The sequence below is a fragment of the Arthrobacter sorbitolis genome, from assembly GCF_054510995.1.
Map to the genome: position 1 here is coordinate 86,802 of NZ_JBTNDM010000003.1, position 21,766 is coordinate 108,567.

A 21,766-nucleotide genomic window follows, 5' to 3' on the forward strand; every position below is an offset into this window, starting at 1 on the left:
CCATCCGCGCACAAACCGGCGGGGCCGCCCCGGTCAGCGTCCGGCGTCTCCCGGCATCATGCGGTACCCCACGCCGCGCACCGTCCGGATGAACCGGGGGTTGCTCGTGTCCTCGCCGAGCTTCTTGCGCAGGTTGCGGATGTGCACCTCCACCAGGTGGTGGTCCTGGCTCCAGCCGTCCCCCCACACGCGGTTCAGGAGCGCTTCGCGCGTCCACACCCGCTGCGCGCCGGTCAGCAGGGTCTCGAGCAGGTCGAACTCGATGCGTGTCAGCGCGAGTTCATGCCCGTCCAGGGCGACCACGCGCCCCTCCACGTCCATGGTCAGTTCGTTGTGGCGCAGCAGGTCGTTCCCGGCCGGTTCCTGCTGCGCCGCAGCGGCTCCCCTGCCGTTGGTGGGACCGCTGTGGAGACCGTTGTGGAGGCCGGTGCCGAGGCCGGTGCGGGGCCTGCGGAACATCGCCGAGACACGCGCGGAGAGTTCCCGGGGACTGAACGGCTTTCCGATGAAGTCGTCCGCACCGATCTCGAGCCCGATCAGCCGGTCGATCTCGTCCTGCCGGGCCGTCACCATCACGATGTAGGCGTCGCTCACAGCACGGCACTGCCGGCACACCTCGACACCGTCGAGGTCCGGCAGGGTGAGGTCGAGGGTGATCAGGTCGGGCTCGTGCTCCGTGAGGGCGGCCAGGCCGTCGAGCCCCGTGGCGGCCTCGATGATCGTGAAGCCGTTCATGCGCAGCGTGGTCGCCAGCAGTTCACGGATGTCCGGATCGTCCTCGATGATCAGCGCCGTGCGCTGGGAGGTAGGAGCGGACATGGCACAAGAATTCCATATTCCGGCGCTTTCGGCCGCCCTGATCAGCCGATTCCCTTGAACGAATCTTGAGAAACCGTGTGCTGGCGCCCGTAGACTGCCGGGATGCCATCGACGATCCTCCGCACGGTGCAGGTGGACGGCTTCACCGTCCGTGTCCGCACCACCCCCGGACCTGACATCCCGGCCCCTCCGCACAGTCCGTACGTGCTCGTCCACGGGCTGGGCATGACGCACCGCTACTACGACCGCCTCAGCACCGAACTCGCAGCCGACGCCGCCGTGCACTCCGTGGACCTGCCGGGGTACGGGCCGTCCCCCCGGCCCCGCAGCCACCTCGGCATCGAGGGCCACGCAGGGTTGATCGTCGAGGCCCTTACCGCCCTCGATATCGAGTCCTGCACGTTCGTGGGGCACTCGATGGGTGTGCAATTCGTCACAGCCGCCGCGCTGCAGGCGCCGACCCTCGCCGAACGGCTGGTCCTGATGGGCCCGGTGGTCGACCGGAAGCGCCGCACGGTCCTGCAGCAGGCGGTCTCCCTGGGCCACGACACGTTCCGTGAGAGCCCCTCGGCCAACGTCATCGTCCTCTCCGACTATCTCCGCACGGGAGTGCGCTGGTACGTGCGGCAGCTGCTGCCCATGCTGGAATACCCGCTGGAACGCGCCGTCGAGCAGCTCGACCGCCCAGTCCTGGTGCTGCGCGGCGGGCGTGATCCCGTGGCACGACGGCGGTGGAGCCGGGAGCTCGCGGACACCGCACGCGACGGCGCGCTGGTGGAGATCGACGGGCAGGGGCACGTGGTCCAGCACTCCGCGGCACGCGCCGTCGCGGCGGAGATCATCGCCTTCACCAGGCGTACACCGCGCGCCGGAACGGCGGTCTTGCCGCAAGCTTCGGACGGCCCACCGGTAAAACTTGAAGATAGAAGCGCATGATAGAGGTATTGCGGCTGATCCCGTCCCCCCTGTTCCACCGGTCAGCGGCAAGGACACGACACCCGACCGGCGCTGGTCAGCAGTACCGGCCGGGTGTTTCAGCCCCGGAAGGAAAATCTCATGTCTGAACTGGAAGAGTGGTCGACCAGCCGCCTGCTCACCACCGCCGCCCGCCTCGTGGACCATGCGTGGAACGAGAGGCTGCTCGACATCGGGATCACCCATGCCGGTTACACCACCCTCGCCGTCCTCTCACGGCAGGGCACGATGACGGGCGCCAAGCTCGCTCTCGCCGTCCATGTCCAGGCGCAGACGATCGGCAAGACGATCGAGAAGCTCGAACGGCAGGGGTTCATCTCCCGCATCCGCGACAGCATCGACCGCCGCAGCCAGCGCATCACCATCGCCCCGGCCGGCGTCGAGGCCCTCGCGAAGGCCGAGGACATCGAGCGGACCCTGATGATGGGCGAAGGGCTCGAATCCTACGAGCTGCGCAACCTGCTGCGCGGCATCATCGGCGAACTCGCCCCCCAGCGGCAGAAGCCGACCGCGGCCGTCGTCTGAGCGTCCGACCCGCGGTGATCACCGCGCCCCGCCTGACCAGCCGGATCGTGCTGACCGATGGAGCCCGTCATGACCGAGCAGATCGTGACGACGGACGGGACGGATCTGTGCTTCGAGTCGTTCGGTGATCCGGCCGACGCGACCGTGCTGCTGATCGCCGGAGGGGCGCAGTCCATGGACTGGTGGGAGACCGGATTCTGTCTCCTGCTGGCCGCGACCGGCCGGCACGTGGTGCGCTACGACCACCGCGACACCGGCCGGTCGGCCTGCTCACCGCCGGGATCCCCGTCGTACTCCACCCGGGACCTGGCCACCGATCCGTTGCGCCTCCTGGACGCACTCGGCGTGGACCGCGCGCACCTCGTGGGGCTCTCCCTGGGCGGGGGTATCGCGCAGCTCCTCGCCCTCGGGCACCCCGACCGCGTGCAGAGCCTGTGCCTGGCCTCGACCAGCCCTGCGGTCCCGGCGGAGCGGCCCCGGAACCTACCCCCGCCCGATCCCCCGGTGAGGGCCGCGTTCTCCGACCCGTTGCCCGAACCCGACTGGACGGACCGGGACGCGGTGGTCGCGTACCGGGTGGAGGTGGAACGTCCGTACGCGGGAAGCCTCGGGTTCGACGAGGCGCGCTGCCGACGGCTCGCGGCCGAGGAGGTGGGCCGGACGCGGGACATGGCCGCCTCGATGACCAACCACTTCCTCCTCGACGAGGAGCCGCCCACCCCTGCCCGCCTCGGACAGATCACGGCCCCCACCCTCGTCCTGCACGGCACCACGGACCCGCTGTTCCCCCTCGGGCACGGCGAGGCCCTGGCGGCCGAGATCCCGGGCGCGCAGCTCGTCCCCCTGCCGGGGGCCGGGCACCAGCAGCCGCCTCCACCGCTCTGGGAGCTGGCCGTCGAGGCGATCGGCGGACACACCGGGCAGGCCCGGCCCCGTCGGTCCTACAGGTAGGGCTCGACGTTCTGCTCGAAGGAGCGCTGGATCGCGGTGCTGGCGGTGGCGAACGCCTTCTCCGGATCACCCTGCTGCAGGATGATGCTCTCGAGCGCCGTCGTCAGTTCCTTGTCGCCGCCGGGGACGAACACGCGGCCCCAGTCCTGGACGCGGGTGGTCTCGAGCTGGTCGACGGCCGTACGGAACTGCGGTGACTTGGCGTAGACCTCCGTCATGATCTCGCTGTCGCGTGCGGACGTCCGGACGGGCATGTAGCCCGTGTTGGAGGAGAAGTACGACGTGCTCTCCGTGCTCGTGAGGAACTTGAGGAACATACCCGCGGCCAACTGCTGCTCGGGGGTCCGGTCCGCACTGATGGCCACGCCGGTGCCGCCCGTGGGGCAGGCGGGTCCCTCCGGACCGGCGGGGAGGAACCCGGTGCCCACCTCGAACTTCGCGGCCTCGAGGATCCCGGTCAGCGATCCCGTGGACCCGATGGTGCAGCCCGTCAGGCCCGCACCGAAGTCGGCGACGTTGTCGGTCGCGGCGATGGCGGCGATCTTGTCGTCGAAGATCATCGACTGCACGAACTTCGCGGCGTCGATGGCCTCGGGGGTGTCGAGTGTCATGGTCCACTCGTCGGAGTACGCACCGCCGCGGCCCCAGAGGAAGTTGCAGAACCACCAGGCAGCCCACGAGGTGCCCTTGCCGAGGCCGAGCGGCGTGACCGACCCGCCGGCGAGCTTCGGCGCCCACTCCCGGAACTCGTCCCACGTCTCGGGCGAGCGGTCCGGGAGGCCGGCCGCGGCCCAGACGTCCTTGTTGTAGTAGAACAGCGGCGTGGAGCGGGCGTACGGTACGGCCCAGTGCGCGTCCTTGAACGCGTAGTCGCCGTACAGGGTCTCGTTGTAGTCCGTGGTGTCGATCTCGAGGTGCTCGGCGAGCTGGTCCACGGGCAGGACCTGCCCGTTGATCATGTAGCGGAACCACCACACGTCGCTCGCGACGACGACGTCGGGTCCGTTGCCGGTGCCGGTCGCCGCCTGGAACTTCTGAGCCACCTCGTCGTAGTTGGCGCCGGCCGTCACGAGGTTGACCTTGATTCCGCTCTCCGCCGTGAAGCGCCTGATGAGCTCCTCCTCGACGGGCTTGGAGGCGCCGGGGTGATTGCTCCACCAGGTGATCTCCTTCGCCGGGGTGACGGCCGCCCAGTCGGTGGCCGCCTCCGTGGCGGCACCCCCGGAGACGTCCGAGCTGACGGAGGGGCCGCCGCAGGCCGCAAGCGCTGCGGCGCCGCCGAAGAGGGCCGTGAACTGGAGGAGCTGACGGCGGTTGAGGTCGAGCTGCGGGCGCGGTGACATGGAGACTCCTTGAGAGGTGGGACGGAGGGAAGGGGGAGGGAAGGTCGGGTCAGCCGGTGACGGCGCCGGCGGTGAGTCCGGAGACGATGCGCTTCTGCAGCGCGAAGAACGCGAGGAGGACGGGTGCGGTCACGAGGACCGTCGCCGCCATGAGGACGCCCCAGTCGGCGATGCCGTCGTTGTTCTGCAGCAGGGTCAGCCCGACCGGCAGGGTCATCATCTCCGCGCGGTCGACGACGAGCAGCGGCCACAGGTATTCGTTCCACTCCGCGACGATCGAGACGAGCGCCACGGCGGCGATCGTGGGGGCGGAGATCGGCACGATGAAGCGCCACAGGCGCGTCCAGTGGCCGGCGCCGTCGAGCGCGGCCGCCTCGAGGATGGAGGCGGGCAGCGTGAGGAAGTGCTGGCGGAAGAGGAAGGTGCCGAAGGCGCTCGCGAGGCCGGGCACGATGATGCCCTGGTAGGTGTTGATCCAGCCGAGCTCGGCCACGAGCGTGTAGTTGGGGATGATGACGATCTGCTGCGGCACGAGCAGCGCGAAGATCACCACACCGAAGATCAGCTTCTTGAGCGGGAACTCGAGGAAGACGAGCGCATACGCGGTGGTCAGCCCCAGCATCATCTTGACGCCGGCGCCGATCACCGTGGTGATCGCGCTGTTGAGGAAGAAGTCCCCGAACGGCACGGCGCTCATCGCCGATGCGTAGTTGGAGGCGTCCACCGTGGCGGGCAGCCACTGGATGGGCGAGGTGTAGATCTCGTCGCGTTCCTTGAACCCTGCCAGGACCATCCAGACGAGCGGCAGGACCATCACGGCCACCGCGAGAAGCAGCGTGAGGTAGCTGCCCCACGGGGTGGGGGTCCGCCGTCGTGTGGTGCCCGGCTGTGCTGTCGTGGCACCCATCAGTAGTGCACCTTCCTGTCGACGTACTTCAGTTGGGCGAAGGTCACGAGGAGCAGGACCACGAAGAGGATGGTCGCGACGGCGGACGAGTAGCCGGCGCGTCCGCTCTGGAAGCCCTCCTGGTAGATCTGGTACATCATCGTGGTGGTACCCCCGAGCGGTCCGCCCTTGGTCATGGCCTGGATGATGTCGAAGGACTGCAGCGACGTCAGGAGCGTGGTGATGGCGAGGAAGAACGTGGTGGGTCCGAGCAGCGGCAGCACGATGGAGCGGAAGGACCGGAGCGGGGACGCCCCGTCGATGGCTGCGGCTTCCACGAGGTCCTGCGGCACCGATTGCAGCGCGGCCAGGTAGATGAGGGCCACGTAGCCCACGTTCTTCCACAGGTACACGATGATCACCATGACGAGCGCCCACTGCGGGTCGTTGTACCAGTCGGGCGAGGCGAGGCCCACGAGCCGCAGCAGGGCTGCGGTGACACCGAAGTTCGGGTCGAACACGAAGAGCCAGAGGAGACCGACGGCCACGCCGGAGAGCACGTAGGGCGCGACGACGACGGTCCGGGCGGCACCCGTCCCGCGCAGCCGGCGGTTCAGGACGAGCGCGAGGAGGAGGCCGATGACCATCCCGCCGCCCACGGTGGCGAGGGTGAAGACGAGCGTGACGGCGACGATCCCCGGCGTCGTCGGGTCCGTGAACCAGTCGGCGTAGTTCTGGAACCCGACGGGCATCGCGACGGCCGACCCGATGTTCCACTGCAGCGTGGAGTAGTACAGGGACTGCAGGAGCGGCTTGTAGGTGAAGACCACCAGCAGGGCGACATTGGGGCCCGCGAAGAGGAGGAACAGCAGCCACGCCTTCCAGGGGGTCCGGCGCTTCCGCCGGGCGGGCTCCGGGAGGGCACGGGTGCCGTCCGGCGAGGGCGGCATCCGGTCGGGAGACCGTCCCGTCCGTACCCCGGGGACCAGCGTGGTGTCGGCCACTTGTTCCATCGATCGTCCTTCGCTCTGCGTCATGAACTCCTGCAAGGCTAGGGGCGGCGGATACCCGGAAAGCCCGGAAAGGCGGCTCTGCACGGAGTTGTCCGGCAGAGTTCACGCGGCATTAAAGGCTGCGACCTGCTGTTCTCCTGCTGGTCATCCGGGTGGACCGGACGGGGGAGGTCGTGGCCTCTCCCGGGTCCGCGGTGATCGCGACGCCGATGCGGTTCGAGGACGCCGTGCCGCATACACGGCAGGAAGCGCCGGGTGGATTGTCGGTCCCCCCGGCGCTTCCGTGATCTACCAGCGGCCGGTACAGGGCGCCAGGCGCTGTACCGGGACTTCTACCTGTAGGAGATGGCCGATCCCGTGGCGGCCGACCAGGTGATGCGTCCTCCTTCGAAGTCCTGCGCCCGGACAGTGGGGCTGACCACGATCTCGTTGCTGGTCGGGTAGCCGAGGCGGCCGTTCTCCCAGCCCTGCGAGGCGTAGGCGTTGCGGATGGCGCCGTGGTTGCTGTGCGCCCCGGTAGCGGGTGACCAGTAGACGACCCCGCCCTCGAAGTTCTGGTAGACGCCGCCCTTCCTCAGTCCGACGATCTCGTTGCTGGTCGGGTAGCCGAGGAATCCGTTCTCCCATCCCTGGGCCGCCCAGGCCGCCCCGATACCGCCCCTGGTGATGCGGGCCCCGGTCGCCGCGGACCAGTGGATCGACCCGCCCTGGAAGGTCTGGTACGCGCCACCGTTCTTCAGCCCGCCGACCTCGTTGCCGGTCGGGTAGCCGAGGCCACCGTTCTCCCATCCCTGGGCCGCCCAGGCCGCCCCGATACCGCCCTTGGTGATGCGGGCCCCGGTCGCCGGGGACCAGTGGATCGACCCGCCCTGGAAGGTCTGGTAGACGCCGCCGTTCTTCAGCCCGCCGACCTCGTTGCTGGTCGGGTAGCCGAGGGACCCGTTCTCCCATCCCTGACCGGCCCAGGTGGCGCCGATGGCAGCCCTGGTGACGTGCGCTCCCGTGGCCGGGGACCAGTGGATGGAGCCGCCCGGGTAGTTCCGGTAGCAACCGCCGGCGGCCAGGCCGCAGGTGATCGGACCGGTCGCCGTCCCGATACCGGGAGACGCGGCCGCCGCTGCGTCGATGGCCGTGGTGGCCGCCGCGGGGATCGTCGTCGGCGTCGGCGGAGGCGTCGGCGCCGCCGCGGTGGTGAAGCTCCAGCTCACCGGGGCCAGGGCGTTGCCTGCAGCATCGGTGATCCCTGCGCTCAGGCTCACCGTGTACCGGGTACCCGCCACCAGATCGGGGGTCGGATTCAGCGTGGCAGTGCGCGTCTCGGCGTCGTAGGCGACCGTCCCGGCCACCGCGGCGCCGGCAGAAGTGGTCATCCGCAGGGTCGTTCCACTCACCCCGGACACCGCCTCACTGAACACGGCACCGGCACTGGTCCCCACCGCCACACCGGTAGCGTCAGCCGCCGGCGTCCGCGTGCCTACCGTCGGCGCCACCGTGTCCGCCGGCACCACCGGAGGCTCCGGCTCGGGCTCCAGGGTGGAGACCTCGACCGTTCCGTCGGTGAACTCCAGCAGTTCCACGTTGGTGATGGTGTCCGTGCCGTCGTCCGTGGATCCACCGGTGTGGTTCACCGTGGTGACCCCGCCGGAGGTGGTGGTGATCGCGTATTCGGACTGCGCGCCGGAGAACACCGCGGTGTCCACCCCGGTCGCCGCGGACGGGGTGAGGATCTCCCGGACGATCTCCACCTCTCCGGGGTCCGTCCTGCCGGCCATGATGTCCGCCTGGATCTCCGTGAGGGTGTTCGCCGTGCGGATCTCCGCTCCCGCGTCGTCCCTGACACTCAGGCGCACGTTGAGCCACTTGTCGCCGTCGATGATGTCGTCGGCGCCGTTGCCCCAGATCCTGTCGCTTCCGGAACCGCCGATGATGATGTTGCCGGCATCGAACGTGGTCGCACCCTCCGGCAGGAGGTCCTCGAGTCCGCTGATCCGGGCGATGCCTTCGGCGTCGAGCACGTTGGTCAGCTCCGGCGCGTTCACCTCGACCTCCTCCTCGTCGGGGGTGGTGTCCGTGCCGCGGAGCACGTCGTCCCTGTCCCAGCCGGACAGTCCCTCCACCTGGAGAAACCGGTCCCGGATCGCGTCGGGACCGTCCACCACCAGCATCCGCATGTCGGAGTCACCCGGCTCGATCGACCTGGCGTGGGTCACCCAGTCGAAGCCGTACACGCCGTGGTTGCGTTCGATACCCGGGCCGGCGACCATGACGTCGTCGCCGCCCTCGGCGTCGTAGTCGTCCTCCCCCGAGTCCCCGATCAGGACGTCATGGCCGGGGCTGTTGATGTCGTCGAAGAACGGTGCCCCGCTGTCGCCCTGCAGGAGATCGTTGGCGTTGCCGCCCTCCATCCAGTCGTTGCCGCCGCCGCCGAACACCGTGTCGGGGCCGTCCCCGGCGATCACGAGGTCGTCACCCTCACCGGCGAAGTGCTCGTTCCCGTTGAGTCCGCCGTTGGAGAAGTCGTCCCCGTCGGCGGACATGATGATGTCGAGTCCCGGCCCGGCATCGATGGCGTCGTTCCCGGAACCTCCCTTCAGGACGTCGTCCCCGTGGGAGTCGGTGATGCGGTCGTTGCCCTTGCCGCCGAGGACCGTGTCCGCGCCGTCCGAGCCCTCGAGGATGTCGTCGCCGTCGTTGCCCCAGAACGTGTCGTTGTCGATACCGCCCCAGATCCGGTCGGTGCCGGCGGTGCCGTTGTAGGTGGACTGGGCGTTGAGGCCCGGGCGGTCCACGGAATTGCTGACGCGGTACCGGATGGTCCCGTCGGCCATCTTCATCAGCAGGGCGGACTCGTTGCAGGCCGAGGCGGGGTCGTCCGCGACATTGTTCCCCGTGGTCCCCGCGATGCCGGCCAGCTCGAACTCGCAGTCCGCAACCCCGAAGACCTCGGCCTTGAGGGCGGATGCGTCGGTGTTCCTCATGATGAGTTCGGCGAAGGAGTTGCCCTCGAGTTCGGTGCGCAGGTTCAGTCCTGAGGTGCGGGACAGGTAGTACAACCGGTCGCCGTCCTGCAGGTCGGTCATCTGGCGTTCGAAGATGTAGTTGAACGTCGATCCCAGCAGGCCACCGAAGAGGTTCTGCATCTCGGCGAGGCCACCGACCCAGAGGTCGACGTCGTCGAGCCCTGAGGCCGTGGTGGCCCAGCTCCCAGTGCTGTTCACGAAGTCGTAGGCGTCGGCGGGTGTCGCCGGGTCGGCCACGTCCATGTCGAACAGCAGCTGTGCGGCGGCGCGCTTGCCGTCGATGGATGCCGCGCCCTTGATCGTGGGGTGCTGCCCGTAGGCCGCCATGAAGTTGACGACCGAATCGGGGTGCTTCAGCCCCTGGCCGAAGTCCACCCAGCTGGTGTACGGCTTCAGGGACGACTCCCCGGTCTCCGCGTAGAGCCTGCTGCGGAGATTGTTGAGCGAAGGCACCCCGGTCTCCCGGCCGCGGGCGATGTTGAGCGCCGCGAGGTCGAGGGGCAGCCCCAGCACGTTGTTGCGCAGCGTGCTGGTGACGAATTCGTCGAGCTCGGCGCCCACCTGGTCCGTCATGCCCATGGCGATACTCCCGGCGGCCTGTTCCGGCGTCAGCGTCTCACTGCCGTTGGCGTAGTAGGCGGGCGGATTCAGGAAGGCATCCAGGAGCGGCATGCCGATGTCCTGGCCGGTGACGGTCTTCCTGTCGACCGTCTCGGTGAGCATCGAGTGGCCGAACCGGTAGGTCGCATGCGCGAACTCGGCCGTCACCGCGGGGTCGATCCCCGTGTCGGCCTGGGTGAAGGGATTGAAGGGGTTGAGCCCGGGCTGGATCTTGCGGGCGAACTCCTCGAAGACGAGGTGCTGGTATTCCATCTCGGTGACATACCGGGCTGCCTGGAAGAGCCGCTCACCGTTCCACGTTCCGTCGGGGAGCTTCCACTCGTTCAGGTCCAGGTTCAGGGACGTCAGGAGATCCTCCATGTACGTCACCAGGCGGTTGTGCTCGGAGTGGAACACCTGGTGGATCGCCGTGAGGCCGATGTTCTCGTTGACGCGTCCGTCACCGGCGATGAAGTGCCTGTTCAGCATCTCGTCGTCGTAGGTGCCGGCCGGCTGGGGGCTGGTGACGGGGGTGATCGCGGCATCGCCGTCTGCACGGAGGAGAGCACCGGACCGCGAGTCGAACGGGGAGGCGGTGTGGGCGATGTCGTCGAGGAAGGCGATGCCGATGCGCTGCACGTCCGCCGGGGGTGCGACGGGGGCTGCGAGGTCGCCCTCGACCATCGTCTTGTCCTGCTTCACGTACTGGGGAAGCCCGTTCGGGCCGCGGAGGAAGCGCCCGTACTGGTCGGTGGCGATCATGGGGATGTTCCCGATGTCGGCATCCGTCAGCCGCAGGCCGAGGAGCGTCGCCGCCTGGTCCTTGATGTCCTGCCAGGTGGCGAGGCCGCCCGGGGCGCCTTCGATGAGGTCGCCGGTGGAGACGGGGTCGCCGTCGGCGTCCAGTACGTAGTCGCGGAGGAACACCTGGTGTGCGGGGTGCGAGGAGTAGGTCTGGCTCTGGTCGACCCACGGGGAGTTGGTGTTGGTGCCGTCCTGGACGTCGTCCGCGGTCCCGAGCACGCCGTCGGCGCCGGGCTGGTTCTCGGCGCGGCTCAGCATCATGAAGTTCGTCCGCCCGCCGGGGACGTAGAGCGGATCATCAGCGGCGAGTGGCATCATCACCACGCTCTTCGACTTCCTGGTGGAGTCGATGCCGTGGTCGAAGAACTGCCCGAACAGGGCGAACATGCCGTTGTAGGGCGGGGACAGGCCGAAGTCGGTGGTGACGTTCGGGATGTCGAGGGTCTCCCCTTCCTCCACGCAGTCCACAGGGACCCCGGGGGACTCGCAGGGTACGGCGGTCGGCCCGTCGTTCACCGTCCGGTGCGCGCGGCCGGCGGACGCGATGGCCGCCGGGTTGGTGGAGGTCTGGTCGACGATCACGTTGCTGATGAAACGGGCTGCCCCGTCCGTGATGTTGGTGTTGACCGACTGGTAGGACTTCCCGTCCTGGGCGATGCGCCACTGCGGTGCTGCCAGGCGGGGGAAGGGGAGGTTGGTGGAGCCGAAGTCCTCCTGCCCCTTGATGAGGTTGTTGTCCGAGCCGTCGACGGTGCGCAGCCCGTAGGGCAGCAGCGGGTTCGCGATCTGGTGGGGACCCGTTCCGACCAGTGGCGCTCCCGGCACGATGTTGCCCTGGGCGTCCTCCTTGGTGGCGTGGTTCTCGGCGATCTTGATCTGCTTCAGGATGAAGCGCATGTCCCCAGCGTTCAGCGTCAGCCCCTGCCCGACCGGGGCGGCGGAGACTGCGGGTGCGAGGACGGCCGGCAGGACGCCGGAGCCGAGAACCAGCGCCACCAACCCTGCGGTCAGGCGGGTAGGGACGCTCGTCCTGTGCTGGCGGCGGGACCCGCCGCCTCCTCGATGGTCGGTGCGATGAGACCTGGACATGATGGCTTCCCCCGTAGAGTCCCCGGCTATCACCTTTGAGCGCCGGCTGGCTCAACCTTGGAGAAACCTTCTTGGGAAAATCTTGGGACCGTGCCGGAGCCACCGATTCGTCCGTGCCCTGCGGGGCGACCGCGTGCACCGGCGCGGTGGTCGCGGGAAGCGGCGCGGTGGTCGCGGGAAGCGGCGGACGAGGCGCAGGATCAGCGCGTGGGGCGTCGACGCCCGCTCATCCGCGGGGCCGGACCAGCCCGGACGCCGCGAGCCCGGCGACGTCGTTAAAGCTGTACAGGTGGAGTCCCGTGTAGCCCGCGCCGTCGACCGCGTCCACGAGCGGCGCCGGGTCGTAGGTCGCCGAGGAGATGAGCTGCCGCACGACGGAGCCGGTGTCGGCGCTGCCGGCCGAGCGTCTCAGGAACCCGAGGGACTGTCCCACCCCGATCGTGCGGGCGAGCCGGAGCAGGCGCGTCATGCGCACCGGTCCTGGGACGCCCGCCCAGACGGGCAGTGTGATGCCGGCGAGGCGGAGCCGGGACGGGTAGGCGGAGACGATGTCCGGGGAGAAGCAGAGCTGGGTGACGCACCAGGACGCGAGTTCCTGCTTCGCACGCAGCGTCCTCGCCAGCTCGTCCTCCGCCGTTCCGGGGTGGCCCTCCGGGTACGCCGCGATCCCCATCCTGAGGACGCCGCCGGAGAGGTCGGCGATGTCCTCCATGAGGGCGCCGCTCCACGCGTAGGGGCCGGCGGCGGTGGCCGCGTCCCCGCCGATCACGAAGACGTCGGTGATACCGGCGTCCAGGCACTGCGCGACGTAGCGGGAGAGCTCGGCGCGGTCCGCGACGGACCGCGCCGCGAGGTGGGGGATCACGGTGTAGCCGGTGGCGGCCAGCTCCGCCGCCACCCCGACCGCCTCCCGCGGACCGTGGTGAGGCAGGCACGTGACGGTGACGACGGCGGGAGGGGGGAGGTGAGTGCGGAGCCGCTGCGCGAGGCCCTCCGCCGGGACCACCTCGACCCGCACCGGCAGCTGGACCGCGCTCAGATCAGCACTCCACGACGTTGAGGGCCAGGCCGCCGCGCGCGGTCTCCTTGTACTTGTCCATCATGTCCGCGCCCGTCTCGCGCATCGTCTTAATGGCGACGTCGAGGGACACATGGTGCTGCCCGTCGCCGCGCACGGCCATCCGGGCCGCGGTGATGGCCTTCATCGCCCCGACGGCGTTCCGCTCGATGCAGGGGATCTGCACCAGCCCGCCCACCGGGTCGCACGTCAGGCCGAGGTTGTGCTCGATCCCGATCTCCGCGGCGTTCTCGACCTGCTCGGGCGTGCCTCCGAGCACCTCGGCCAGCGCTCCGGCCGCCATGGCGCATGCCGAGCCCACCTCGCCCTGGCAACCCACTTCGGCGCCCGAGATGGACGCGTTCCGCTTGAACAGCGCGCCGATCGCGGTCGCGGCGAGCAGGAAGCGCACCACGCCGTCGTCGTCCGCTCCCGGCACGAAGTCCACGTAGTACTTCAGGACCGCCGGGATGATCCCTGCGGCACCGTTGGTCGGCGCCGTGACCACGCGTCCGCCTGCCGCGTTCTCCTCGTTGACGGCGAGGGCGAAGAGCGTGACCCACTCCATGGTGCCGAGCCGGTCCGTCGGGTCGTCCGCCTTCTCGAGCAGCTGGCGCTGCCGCTCGGCCCGCCGGCGGACGCTGAGGCCGCCGGGGAGGATGCCGCCCGTGGTGGTGCCCCGCCGGATCGTGTCCTGCATGACCGCCCAGATCTCGAGCAGACCCGTGCGTACCTCGGCCTCCGAGCGCCAGGACAGTTCGTTGGCGAGGACGACGTCGGAGAAGGACCATCCCGTGGCCCGGCAGATGCCGAGCAGCTGGTCCGCGGTGTCGAAGGGGTGGGAGAGCGGCACGGGCGTCAGGTCCGCGATCTCGGCTCCGATCTGGTCCTCGTCGAGCACGAACCCACCCCCGACCGAGAAGTATTCCCTAGTGCGCATCACTGCCTCGTCAGAGGAATATGCCGTGAAGCGCATGCCATTGGTGTGGTACTCGAGGCGCTGTCCGCGGTGCAGCACCACATCCGCCTCCGGATCGAAGCCGATCGGGTGCTCCGCCGCGAGCTTCAGGGACCGGCACTTCCCGATGTAGGCCACGCGCGCATCGGCGGACGTCGGATCCACGAGGTGCGGCTGCTCCCCCTCGAGCCCGAGGAGCACCGCCTTGACCGTGCCGTGGCCGTGGCCGGTCACCCCGAGGGAACCGAAGAGGTCCACCTGCACGCGGTGCACCCCGGGCAGGAGCCGCTCCGCGCGGAGCAGCTCCGTGAAGAGGTAGGCGGCGGTCATCGGCCCGCCGGTGTGCGAACTGGAGGGCCCGATGCCGATCTTGAAGAGGTCGAACGCGCTGATGGTCACTGGGCGGTACCGGCGGCCTTCTCGCGCTTGTAGAACGGCGTGGGGATGACGGTGAACGGTTCCGGGCGGCCGCGGAGGTCCACCTGCACCTCGGTGCCGACCGCGGCGTAGGCCGCGTCCACGTAGGCCAGCGCCACGGGATACCCCAGGGTGGGGCTCGGCAGGCCGGACGTCACGGTACCCACGCGCGTGCCGTCGACGACGACGTCGTACCCGGCGCGCGCGGAGCGGCGACCAACGGCGCGCAGGCCCACCAGGCGCCGTGCGGGCTCGACGGCCTTGAGCGGCTCGAGCACGGAACGTCCCACGAAGTCGTCGGCCTTCTTGGTGCTGACCACGGGCCCGAGGCCGGCCTCGAAGGGGTTCAGGCCGAGGCCGAGCTCGTGCCCGTAGAGGGGCATGCCGGCCTCGAGCCGCAGGGAGTCGCGGGCCGCGAGGCCGCACGGCAGCAGCCCGTGCGCGGTCCCGGCCTTCAGCGCGGCGTCCCAGAGGCGGACGACGAGGTTGCTGCCGATGAAGATCTCGAAGCCGTCCTCGCCGGTGTAGCCCGTGCGCGCCAGGAGGACGGGCAGCCCCGCGAGCTCGAGCTCCACGGCGGCGTAGTACCTGAGGTCGCGGATGGCCCCGGCGTCCTCCGGCAGTGCGAGGTCGAGGAGCACCGCCTCGGCCGTGGGGCCCTGCACGGCGATGAGGGCCGTGGCCTCGGACTGGTCCTCGACGGCGACGTCGAAGCCCTTGGACCTCAGCCGCAGTTCCTCGGCGACGACGAGGGCGTTGGAGGCGTTGGGCACCACGAGGAAGGTGTCCTCGGCGAGCCGGTACGTGATGAGATCGTCGATCACCCCTCCCTCGGCGTTGCAGATCAGGGAGTACTTGGCCTTGCCCACCGCGATGACGGCGAGGTTGCTGACGAGGGCGTAGTTCAGGAACGCGCCGGCCTGCGGGCCGCTGACGAGGACCTCGCCCATGTGGGAGAGGTCGAAGAGGCCGGCGGCCTTCCGGACGGTGTGGTGCTCCTCGAGTTCGCTCCGGTACTTCAGGGGCATCTGCCACCCGCCGAAGTCGGTGAAGGACGCTCCGTGCGCCTCGTGCTGGGTGTACAGGGCGGTGTGCTTGCTCTGCTCGCTCATGGGGGCGGGATTCCTAGTCTTCGAAGGCTTCGATGGGCGGGCAGGAGCAGACGAGGTTGCGGTCGCCGTGGGCGCCGTCGATCCTGCGCACCGGCGGGAAGTACTTGTCGTGGCGGAGGGACCGCAGCGGGTACGCGGCGAGCTCCCGCGGGTACGCCTGCGTCCACTCGTCGGCGACGAGCACCTGCGCCGTGTGCGGCGCCTGGCGCAGGGGGCTCTCCTCGATGCCGAACTCGCCGGACGCCACGCGGTCGATCTCGCCCCGGATGGCGATCATCGCGTCGACGAAGCGGTCCAGTTCGGCGAGGTCCTCGGACTCCGTCGGTTCGACCATGAGCGTCCCCGCCACGGGGAAGGACAGCGTGGGGGCGTGGAAGCCGTAGTCGATCAGGCGCTTGGCGACGTCCTCGGCGGTCACGCCGGTGGCCGCTGTCAGGGGGCGCAGGTCCAGGATGCACTCGTGCGCCACGAGGCCCTGCGCACCCGTGTAGAGCACCGGGAAGTGCTCGGTCAGGCGTGCGGCAACGTAGTTGGCGGCGAGCAGGGCATGCGCCGTCGCGCTCGTGAGGCCCTCGGAACCCATGAGTGCGACGTACGCCCAGGAGATCGGCAGGACGCCGGCCGAGCCGTACATCGACCCGGAGACGGGCGTGCCGCCCTCGGCGTCGGGCCCGCCGTCCGTGGCGATATCGCGGTTCGCGTCGCCCGGCAGGAACGGGGCCAGGTGCGCGGCGACGGCGACCGGGCCGACACCGGGGCCGCCGCCGCCGTGCGGGATGCAGAACGTCTTGTGGAGGTTCAGGTGGGAGACGTCGCCGCCGAACTCGCCGGGCTGGGCGAGGCCCACGAGCGCGTTGAGGTTGGCGCCGTCGATGTACACCTGGCCGCCGGCGTCGTGCACCTTCTCGCAGACCCACCGCACGTCCTCCTCGAACACACCGTGCGTCGAGGGGTAGGTGATCATGATGGCCGAGAGGTTCGCGGCGTGCTGCTCGATCTTGGCGAGCAGGTCGTCGTGGTCGATGTTGCCGTTCGAAGCCGTGCCGACGACGACGACCTTCATGCCGGCCAGCACGGCGGACGCGGCATTGGTGCCGTGCGCGGAGGACGGGATGAGGCAGATGGTGCGGTTCTCGTCGCCGCGCGACCGGTGGTAGCCGCGGATGGCGAGGAGCCCGGCGAGTTCGCCCTGCGAACCGGCGTTGGGCTGCAGCGACACCCGCGCGTAGCCGGTGATCTCCGCGAGGCGGTCCTCGAGGTCGGTGATCAGCTCACGCCAGCCCTCCGTCTGGCTCTCGGGCGCGAAGGGGTGGATGGACGCGAACTCGGGCCACGAGATGGACTCCATCTCCACCGTGGCGTTGAGCTTCATGGTGCAGGAGCCCAGCGGGATCATCGTGCGGTCCAGTGCGAGGTCCCTGTCGGAGAGCCTCCGCAGGTACCGGAGCATCGCCGTCTCGGAGCGGTGCCGCGAGAACACGGGGTGGGTCATGAAGGCGGAGGTCCGGTGCAGGTCCCCGGGGATGCGCTCGCCGTGCGCCGCCGTGGCGTCGGCGGTCCCGCCGAACACGGCGGCGATCGCCGCGACGTGCTCCGGCGTCGTCGTCTCGTCGCACGAGATCCCGAGGTGGTCGGCGTCCACGCGGCGGAGGTTGTAGCCCTGCGCCTCGGCGGCGTCGGCGTACTCCGCTGCCCTGCCGGGTACGCGGACGAGGACGGTGTCGAAGAACGCGTCGTGCACGACGGCGGCGTCCGTCCCGTCGAGGGCCGCGGCGAGCGCGACGGCGCGCTGGTGCGTGGTCCGGGCGATCGCCTTCAGGCCCTCGGGGCCGTGGTAGACGCCGTACATGGACGCGACGATCGCGAGCAGCGCCTGCGCGGTGCAGATGTTGCTCGTGGCCTTCTCGCGGCGGATGTGCTGCTCGCGGGTCTGCAGGGCGAGGCGGTAGGCCGGTGCGCCGTCGGCGTCCTTCGAGACACCCACGAGGCGGCCGGGCAGCATGCGCTCGAGGCCCTTCCGGACCGCCATGTACGCGGCGTGCGGGCCGCCGAAGAAGAGGGGTACCCCGAAGCGCTGGGCCGAACCGACGGCGATGTCCGCGCCCTGCTCGCCCGGCGTGGTGATGAGGGTGAGGGCCAGGAGGTCGGCGGCCACCGTGACGAGTGCGCCGCGCTCCTTCGCCGCGCCGATGAGGGCTGCGTGGTTCCGCAGGGCGCCGGAGGCGCCGGGCTGCTGGAGGACGACGCCGTTGATGTCGCCGTCGGGCAGTCCGTCGGAGAGGTCGGCGATCTCGACGTCGAACCCGAGGGCCTCGGCGCGGCCACGGACGACCGCGACCGTCTGCGGGAGGGCGTCGGCGTCGATGACGGTGCGGCCCTTGTTCTTGCCGGAGCGGCGCATGAGCAGCACGGCCTCGGCGACGGCGGAGGCTTCGTCGAGCAGTGAGGCGTTGGCGATGTCGAGGCCCGTGAGGTCCTGCACCATGGTCTGGAAGTTGAGGAGGGCCTCGAGGCGGCCCTGCGAGATCTCCGGCTGGTAGGGCGTGTAGGCCGTGTACCAGGCGGGGGACTCGAGGACGTTGCGGCGGATCACCGGCGGGGTCACGGTGTCGAAGTAGCCCTGGCCGATCATCTGGACGGCGGTGCGGTTGCGTCCCGCGATGCGCCGGAGCTGTGCCAGCACCTCGGTCTCGCTCAGGGCGCCGGGCAGGTCGAGCGGCCGGTCGAGGCGGATGCTGGCGGGAACGGCCAGGTCGACGAGCTTCTCGAGGCTCGGGTACCCGAGGACCTCGAGCATCTTCCCGGCGTCGGGCGTGCGCGGACCGATGTGGCGATCGGCGAACGTCGAGGCGATGCCGGCGGCGGGGTCGGTGGCGATACCGGATGCCGTGTCGGGGGTGGCGGTCATGGGAACTCCGTACGTCGGATGGGAGCGCGGGCGCGCGTGCCTGGTCGGGTTCCTCCCCGCTCTGTGTGGGACCTGAGAGTTTCCGCAGGGCTCCGCGCCTGCTTGCACCGTCGGTGAGCGCCGGTGGATGCCCGGGGCTGCTTTCCAGAGTCGCCTAGCCGCAGCGGTACTCTCGCCTGAGAGATTCCTGGGGAGGATTTGCTCCTACGGCGCCTACCGGTGTTGAGTCAACGGCAGAACTCTCCCGCTGCAGATCGATGGCATATTCAGTTGGGTGGTACGCGGCTGTGAGCCGCCCCACAGCCTACCGCGCGGGACGGACGCGAGGCAAAGGTACCGGGCACGGCGGCGGAACAGTACCCGAGGCCGCAGCATCGGGGAAGAGCTGCGCGGACAGCCCGGCGGAGTCCGCCCCCCGGGAACCGGCACTAGCGTGAGCTCATCCGCACCTCCAGCACCAGGAGTATCGATGATGATCCCCCGCCTCCGTTCGGTCGCCGTCGTCGTCGTGATGCTCGCCGGCGGGGCCCTGTCCGCACCGCCGGCGAGCGCGGCCGGGCCCTCCTACGTGGCCCTGGGCGATTCCTACTCCTCCGGCACGGGCACGCGCGCGTATCTCGCGGACGGCTCGTCCTGCCGGCGCTCCGTGTACGCGTACCCCTCGCTCGTGGCGAGCGCCAGGGGCTACGCCCTGAACCTCCGCGCCTGTTCGGGAGCCACCGTCGCCGACGTCGCCGCCACCCAGCTCGGTGCCCTCACCCCGACCACGGCGTACGTCTCCCTCAGCGTCGGCGGGAACGACGCCGCCTTCGTCGACGTCCTGACCGAATGCGCGAAGCCCGCCTGGATGAGCGACTGCACCGCCGCGGTCGACCGGGCACAGGCCGCCATCAGGAGTCGGCTGCCCGCCGGCCTCTCCTCGCTCTACCGGCAGATCCGGGCGCGGGCCCCGCAGGCGAGGGTCGCCGTCGTGGGCTACCCGCGGATGTTCAACGGTGAGGACTGCAACGCGGCGACCTGGTTCTCGCCCGCCGAGGAGGCACGCCTGAACGCGACGGCGGACCTGCTGAACAGCACGACGGCGACGGCCGCTGCTGCCGCGGGCTTCCTCTTCCGCGCGCCGGCGTTCACGGGGCACGCGGTGTGCGACGACGTCGAGTGGGTGAACGGGCTCTCGAACCCCGTCTCGGATTCCTACCACCCGAACCGGACGGGACACGCCTCCGGGTACGTCCCCCTGGTGGGCGCAGCACTGACGGGGAGCGCGGTCGGCGTCACGCAGGGAACGCTGCAGTCCGCCGAACTGTCGGGGCCCGCACTCGCACGGCAGCAGGCCGCCTACGCCGCACAGGACGCAGGCATCCGGCCGGAGCGGTTCGTCCTGCCGGACCTGGAGAGCGCCGCGGCCCGGGCGGCAGCGGCGCGTGCCGGCGTCGATCTCGCCGATCCTGCGAGCATCGGGCGGGCGGACCGCGCGGTGGAAGCCCGGCAGCCGGCCCGCCAGGGTCGCCCGGACCGGTGAGTTCCGCAGGGGTCGATCGGCGGCACGTAGGAGTAAAATATGCCTCCCGAGAAGAATCAGGTGCCTGATGGACATCCATCGCAACCACCGCAAGCACACCGATCGCACGCGCACGGCGCCCTCCCCCTCGCCGCGGAGGTCGAAGGCCCGGACCTCGTTCTTCGACGGGCTCGACACCGCCGCCCGGTCGTTCCTCGGCCCGGCGGACCGCACGGACGGGGATCGTCCGGTCGTCCACCTGCACGACGCCGCAGAGGACATCGCGGACGCGACGCTCGAGTCCATCGAGATCCACACGGATTCAGCCGGCCACCACTACGGACAGCGCAGAGCGCCGCTGCAACGGCCCGGGCCCGGGTAGCCCCGGGCGGATCCGGGGCATGAGGTCCCGGTCACCGGCCCTGTCACCGTCCCTGTCACCGTCCCCGGTCACCGGACGACGAGGACGTTCCCCTTGGCGTGGTGCAGCACGGCGTGGACCGTGGATCCGAGGCGGGCGCCGAGGGTGTTGTCGCCCTTCGCCCCGAGCACCACGCACATGGCCCCGCGCGTGTGGTGGACGATGACGCCGGGTACCGAGTGTTCGGCGAACGAGTCCTCGATGACGGTCAGGTCCGTGTCGCCGGGCAGGAGTTTCAGGGCGCGCTGGATGACGGGGTCGCTCTCGAGGTCGGCGAGCCGGGCGGCGGCATGCCGACTGTAGGGCCTGACGTGCAGGATGCGCAGCTGGGTGTGCAGGGTGGCCGCCAGCTCCGCTGCCGCGATGACGGCGCGGTCGCTCTCCGGGGACCCGTCGACCGCCACCAGGACATCGCCCTCGGCGGGTCGATCGTCGCGGATGACCGCGATGGGGCAGGACGCGGTGGCGGCGAGGTGGAGGCTGACCGACCCGATGAGCAGGCCCGCGAACCCTCCGAGCCCGCGGGTGCCGGTGACGAGCAGGGAGGCTTCCGCCGAGAGCCGGGTGAGCACCTCCGAAGGGAAGCCGACGATGAGCCGTTGGCTCGCGTCGACGTCGGGCTCGGCCTGTCGCGCGAGGTCGAGCCCGTCGGCGGCCATCCGCTCCGCCGCGCTCTGCAGGCCGCTGTCCTTGACGGCCGGGACCGGGCCGAGGTCCTGCGTGAAGAACGGCCAGACCCAGCAGTGCACGACGACGAGGCCCAGGCCTGCGGCTGCTGCGTGGTGGGCTGCCCACTGGACGGCGAGCCGGGAGCCGTCCGAGCCGTCGTAGCCGACGATCACCGGTTTGACCGGGATGCCGGCCGGGGTCATGCCGACGTCCGGACGGGCGGCAGGGCGGTGGTCTCACCCTCGGCGAGGTGGAGGGCGCCGTGGGAGACGAGGACCGGGCACTGCGCCCGCTCTGCCAGTGCGGAGCTGACGGACCCCAGGAGCAGTCCGGCGAACCCGCCATGACCGCGGGAGCCGACGACGACCATCGCGGCATGCCTGCTCTCCTGGATGAGGACCTCCACGGCGAGGCCGCGCACGACCCTGCGCTCGATGGCGGGGGTGCCCTGGGGGAACGCCTCGGTCACCGCCTGGTCCAGGGCCTTGCGGGCGAGTCCCTCGTAGTCGTGCTCCACGGGCGGTGAGTAGCGGCCGAAGGCGATGGGGTGCTGCCAGACCGCGAGCGCGTGGATGGTGTCGCCGGCGAGGGGCATGAGGCTGACGGCGAGCTGCAGCGCGGCGATCGACGACGGGGAACCATCGACCCCGACGACGATGACTCGCGCGCGGGAAGTGGCGGGTGCGTCCATGATCGGT

At 70.2% G+C, this 21,766-nt stretch carries 16 protein-coding genes and 1 riboswitch; of the genes, 5 read left to right on the forward strand and 11 right to left on the reverse strand.

Annotated elements, in window-relative coordinates; genetic code table 11:
- Positions 1–33: 33 nt before the first annotated feature.
- On the reverse strand, positions 34–819 hold the full coding sequence (locus ACX80K_RS08855; protein WP_459271494.1) for a winged helix-turn-helix domain-containing protein: 786 nt from the start codon (positions 817–819) through the stop codon (positions 34–36).
- Between the two features lie 102 nt (positions 820–921).
- Here ACX80K_RS08855 and ACX80K_RS08860 point away from each other — a divergent pair, with 102 nt between their 5' ends.
- From ACX80K_RS08860 to ACX80K_RS08870, 3 genes are all read left to right on the forward strand, one after another.
- The gene (locus ACX80K_RS08860; RefSeq protein ID WP_459271496.1) at positions 922–1,755 is read left to right on the forward strand and encodes an alpha/beta fold hydrolase; all 834 of its coding nucleotides are present in this window, start codon (positions 922–924) and stop codon (positions 1,753–1,755) included.
- Positions 1,756–1,875: 120 nt separating this feature from the next.
- On the forward strand, positions 1,876–2,319 hold the full coding sequence (locus ACX80K_RS08865) for a MarR family winged helix-turn-helix transcriptional regulator (RefSeq protein WP_459271497.1): 444 nt from the start codon (positions 1,876–1,878) through the stop codon (positions 2,317–2,319).
- Positions 2,320–2,388: 69 nt separating this feature from the next.
- Complete coding sequence (locus tag ACX80K_RS08870) at positions 2,389–3,270, forward strand: alpha/beta fold hydrolase (RefSeq protein WP_459271498.1); 882 nt, start codon at positions 2,389–2,391, stop codon at positions 3,268–3,270.
- Here the strand turns inward: ACX80K_RS08870 and ACX80K_RS08875 are convergent.
- The 8 genes from ACX80K_RS08875 to gcvP all read right to left on the reverse strand — a co-directional run bounded on the left by ACX80K_RS08875 (position 3,261) and on the right by gcvP (position 18,477).
- Complete coding sequence (locus tag ACX80K_RS08875; RefSeq protein WP_459271499.1) at positions 3,261–4,613, reverse strand: ABC transporter substrate-binding protein; 1,353 nt, start codon at positions 4,611–4,613, stop codon at positions 3,261–3,263. The two genes, ACX80K_RS08870 and ACX80K_RS08875, sit on opposite strands and share 10 nt — an antisense overlap.
- Before the next feature lie 49 nt (positions 4,614–4,662).
- The gene (locus ACX80K_RS08880) at positions 4,663–5,520 is read right to left on the reverse strand and encodes a carbohydrate ABC transporter permease (RefSeq protein WP_459271500.1); all 858 of its coding nucleotides are present in this window, start codon (positions 5,518–5,520) and stop codon (positions 4,663–4,665) included.
- Complete coding sequence (locus ACX80K_RS08885; RefSeq protein ID WP_459271727.1) at positions 5,520–6,449, reverse strand: carbohydrate ABC transporter permease; 930 nt, start codon at positions 6,447–6,449, stop codon at positions 5,520–5,522. The genes ACX80K_RS08880 and ACX80K_RS08885 overlap by 1 nt, the downstream gene beginning before the upstream one ends.
- 395 nt (positions 6,450–6,844) lie before the next feature.
- Complete coding sequence (locus tag ACX80K_RS08890; protein ID WP_459271502.1) at positions 6,845–12,025, reverse strand: peroxidase family protein; 5,181 nt, start codon at positions 12,023–12,025, stop codon at positions 6,845–6,847.
- A gap of 226 nt (positions 12,026–12,251) precedes the next feature.
- Positions 12,252–13,043 carry a methylenetetrahydrofolate reductase gene (locus tag ACX80K_RS08895; protein WP_459271503.1) on the reverse strand — a complete coding sequence of 264 codons (792 nt, stop codon included), beginning with the start codon at positions 13,041–13,043 and terminating at the stop codon, positions 12,252–12,254.
- Positions 13,044–13,065: 22 nt separating this feature from the next.
- Positions 13,066–14,439 (reverse strand): L-serine ammonia-lyase, encoded by a 1,374-nt coding sequence (locus tag ACX80K_RS08900; protein WP_459271504.1) that lies wholly within the window; start codon positions 14,437–14,439, stop codon positions 13,066–13,068.
- Entirely contained in the window at positions 14,436–15,569 is a 1,134-nt protein-coding gene (gene gcvT / locus ACX80K_RS08905; protein ID WP_459271506.1) for a glycine cleavage system aminomethyltransferase GcvT, read from the reverse strand. The genes ACX80K_RS08900 and gcvT overlap by 4 nt, the downstream gene beginning before the upstream one ends.
- Positions 15,570–15,582: 13 nt before the next feature.
- On the reverse strand, positions 15,583–18,477 hold the full coding sequence (gene gcvP / locus ACX80K_RS08910; protein WP_459271507.1) for an aminomethyl-transferring glycine dehydrogenase: 2,895 nt from the start codon (positions 18,475–18,477) through the stop codon (positions 15,583–15,585).
- A gap of 154 nt (positions 18,478–18,631) precedes the next feature.
- Positions 18,632–18,734, reverse strand: a riboswitch (glycine riboswitch).
- 212 nt (positions 18,735–18,946) lie between these two features.
- On the opposite strand from gcvP, the gene ACX80K_RS08915 reads away from it, so the two are divergent.
- Both ACX80K_RS08915 and ACX80K_RS08920 read left to right on the forward strand, forming a co-directional pair.
- The gene (locus tag ACX80K_RS08915) at positions 18,947–19,999 is read left to right on the forward strand and encodes an SGNH/GDSL hydrolase family protein (RefSeq protein ID WP_459271508.1); all 1,053 of its coding nucleotides are present in this window, start codon (positions 18,947–18,949) and stop codon (positions 19,997–19,999) included.
- A 67-nt stretch (positions 20,000–20,066) separates the two neighbouring features.
- Positions 20,067–20,360 (forward strand): hypothetical protein, encoded by a 294-nt coding sequence (locus ACX80K_RS08920; protein ID WP_459271509.1) that lies wholly within the window; start codon positions 20,067–20,069, stop codon positions 20,358–20,360.
- A 68-nt stretch (positions 20,361–20,428) separates the two neighbouring features.
- On the opposite strand, the gene ACX80K_RS08925 is transcribed toward ACX80K_RS08920, so the two are convergent.
- Together ACX80K_RS08925 and ACX80K_RS08930 are read right to left on the reverse strand one after the other, a co-directional pair.
- Positions 20,429–21,271, reverse strand: a complete 843-nt coding sequence (locus tag ACX80K_RS08925; protein ID WP_459271510.1) for a universal stress protein — start codon at positions 21,269–21,271, stop codon at positions 20,429–20,431.
- A complete protein-coding gene (locus ACX80K_RS08930) occupies positions 21,268–21,759 on the reverse strand; it encodes a universal stress protein (protein ID WP_459271511.1) in 492 nt (163 codons plus the stop codon). The genes ACX80K_RS08925 and ACX80K_RS08930 overlap by 4 nt, the downstream gene beginning before the upstream one ends.
- Between the last annotated feature and the right edge of the window lie 7 nt (positions 21,760–21,766).

Bases quoted from the DNA above. Each gene is read 5' to 3' on its own strand.
- ACX80K_RS08860 (WP_459271496.1), top strand. From the start codon at position 922: ATGCCATCGACGATCCTCCGCACGGTGCAGGTGGACGGCTTCACCGTC.
- ACX80K_RS08885 (WP_459271727.1), bottom strand. From the start codon at position 6,449: ATGCCGCCCTCGCCGGACGGCACCCGTGCCCTCCCGGAGCCCGCCCGG.
- ACX80K_RS08870 (WP_459271498.1), top strand. From the start codon at position 2,389: ATGACCGAGCAGATCGTGACGACGGACGGGACGGATCTGTGCTTCGAG.
- ACX80K_RS08865 (WP_459271497.1), top strand. From the start codon at position 1,876: ATGTCTGAACTGGAAGAGTGGTCGACCAGCCGCCTGCTCACCACCGCC.
- ACX80K_RS08880 (WP_459271500.1), bottom strand. From the start codon at position 5,520: ATGGGTGCCACGACAGCACAGCCGGGCACCACACGACGGCGGACCCCC.
- ACX80K_RS08925 (WP_459271510.1), bottom strand. From the start codon at position 21,271: ATGACCCCGGCCGGCATCCCGGTCAAACCGGTGATCGTCGGCTACGAC.
- gcvT (WP_459271506.1), bottom strand. From the start codon at position 15,569: ATGAGCGAGCAGAGCAAGCACACCGCCCTGTACACCCAGCACGAGGCG.
- ACX80K_RS08930 (WP_459271511.1), bottom strand. From the start codon at position 21,759: ATGGACGCACCCGCCACTTCCCGCGCGCGAGTCATCGTCGTCGGGGTC.
- ACX80K_RS08890 (WP_459271502.1), bottom strand. From the start codon at position 12,025: ATGTCCAGGTCTCATCGCACCGACCATCGAGGAGGCGGCGGGTCCCGC.
- ACX80K_RS08855 (WP_459271494.1), bottom strand. From the start codon at position 819: ATGTCCGCTCCTACCTCCCAGCGCACGGCGCTGATCATCGAGGACGAT.
- gcvP (WP_459271507.1), bottom strand. From the start codon at position 18,477: ATGACCGCCACCCCCGACACGGCATCCGGTATCGCCACCGACCCCGCC.
- ACX80K_RS08915 (WP_459271508.1), top strand. From the start codon at position 18,947: ATGATGATCCCCCGCCTCCGTTCGGTCGCCGTCGTCGTCGTGATGCTC.
- ACX80K_RS08920 (WP_459271509.1), top strand. From the start codon at position 20,067: ATGGACATCCATCGCAACCACCGCAAGCACACCGATCGCACGCGCACG.
- ACX80K_RS08875 (WP_459271499.1), bottom strand. From the start codon at position 4,613: ATGTCACCGCGCCCGCAGCTCGACCTCAACCGCCGTCAGCTCCTCCAG.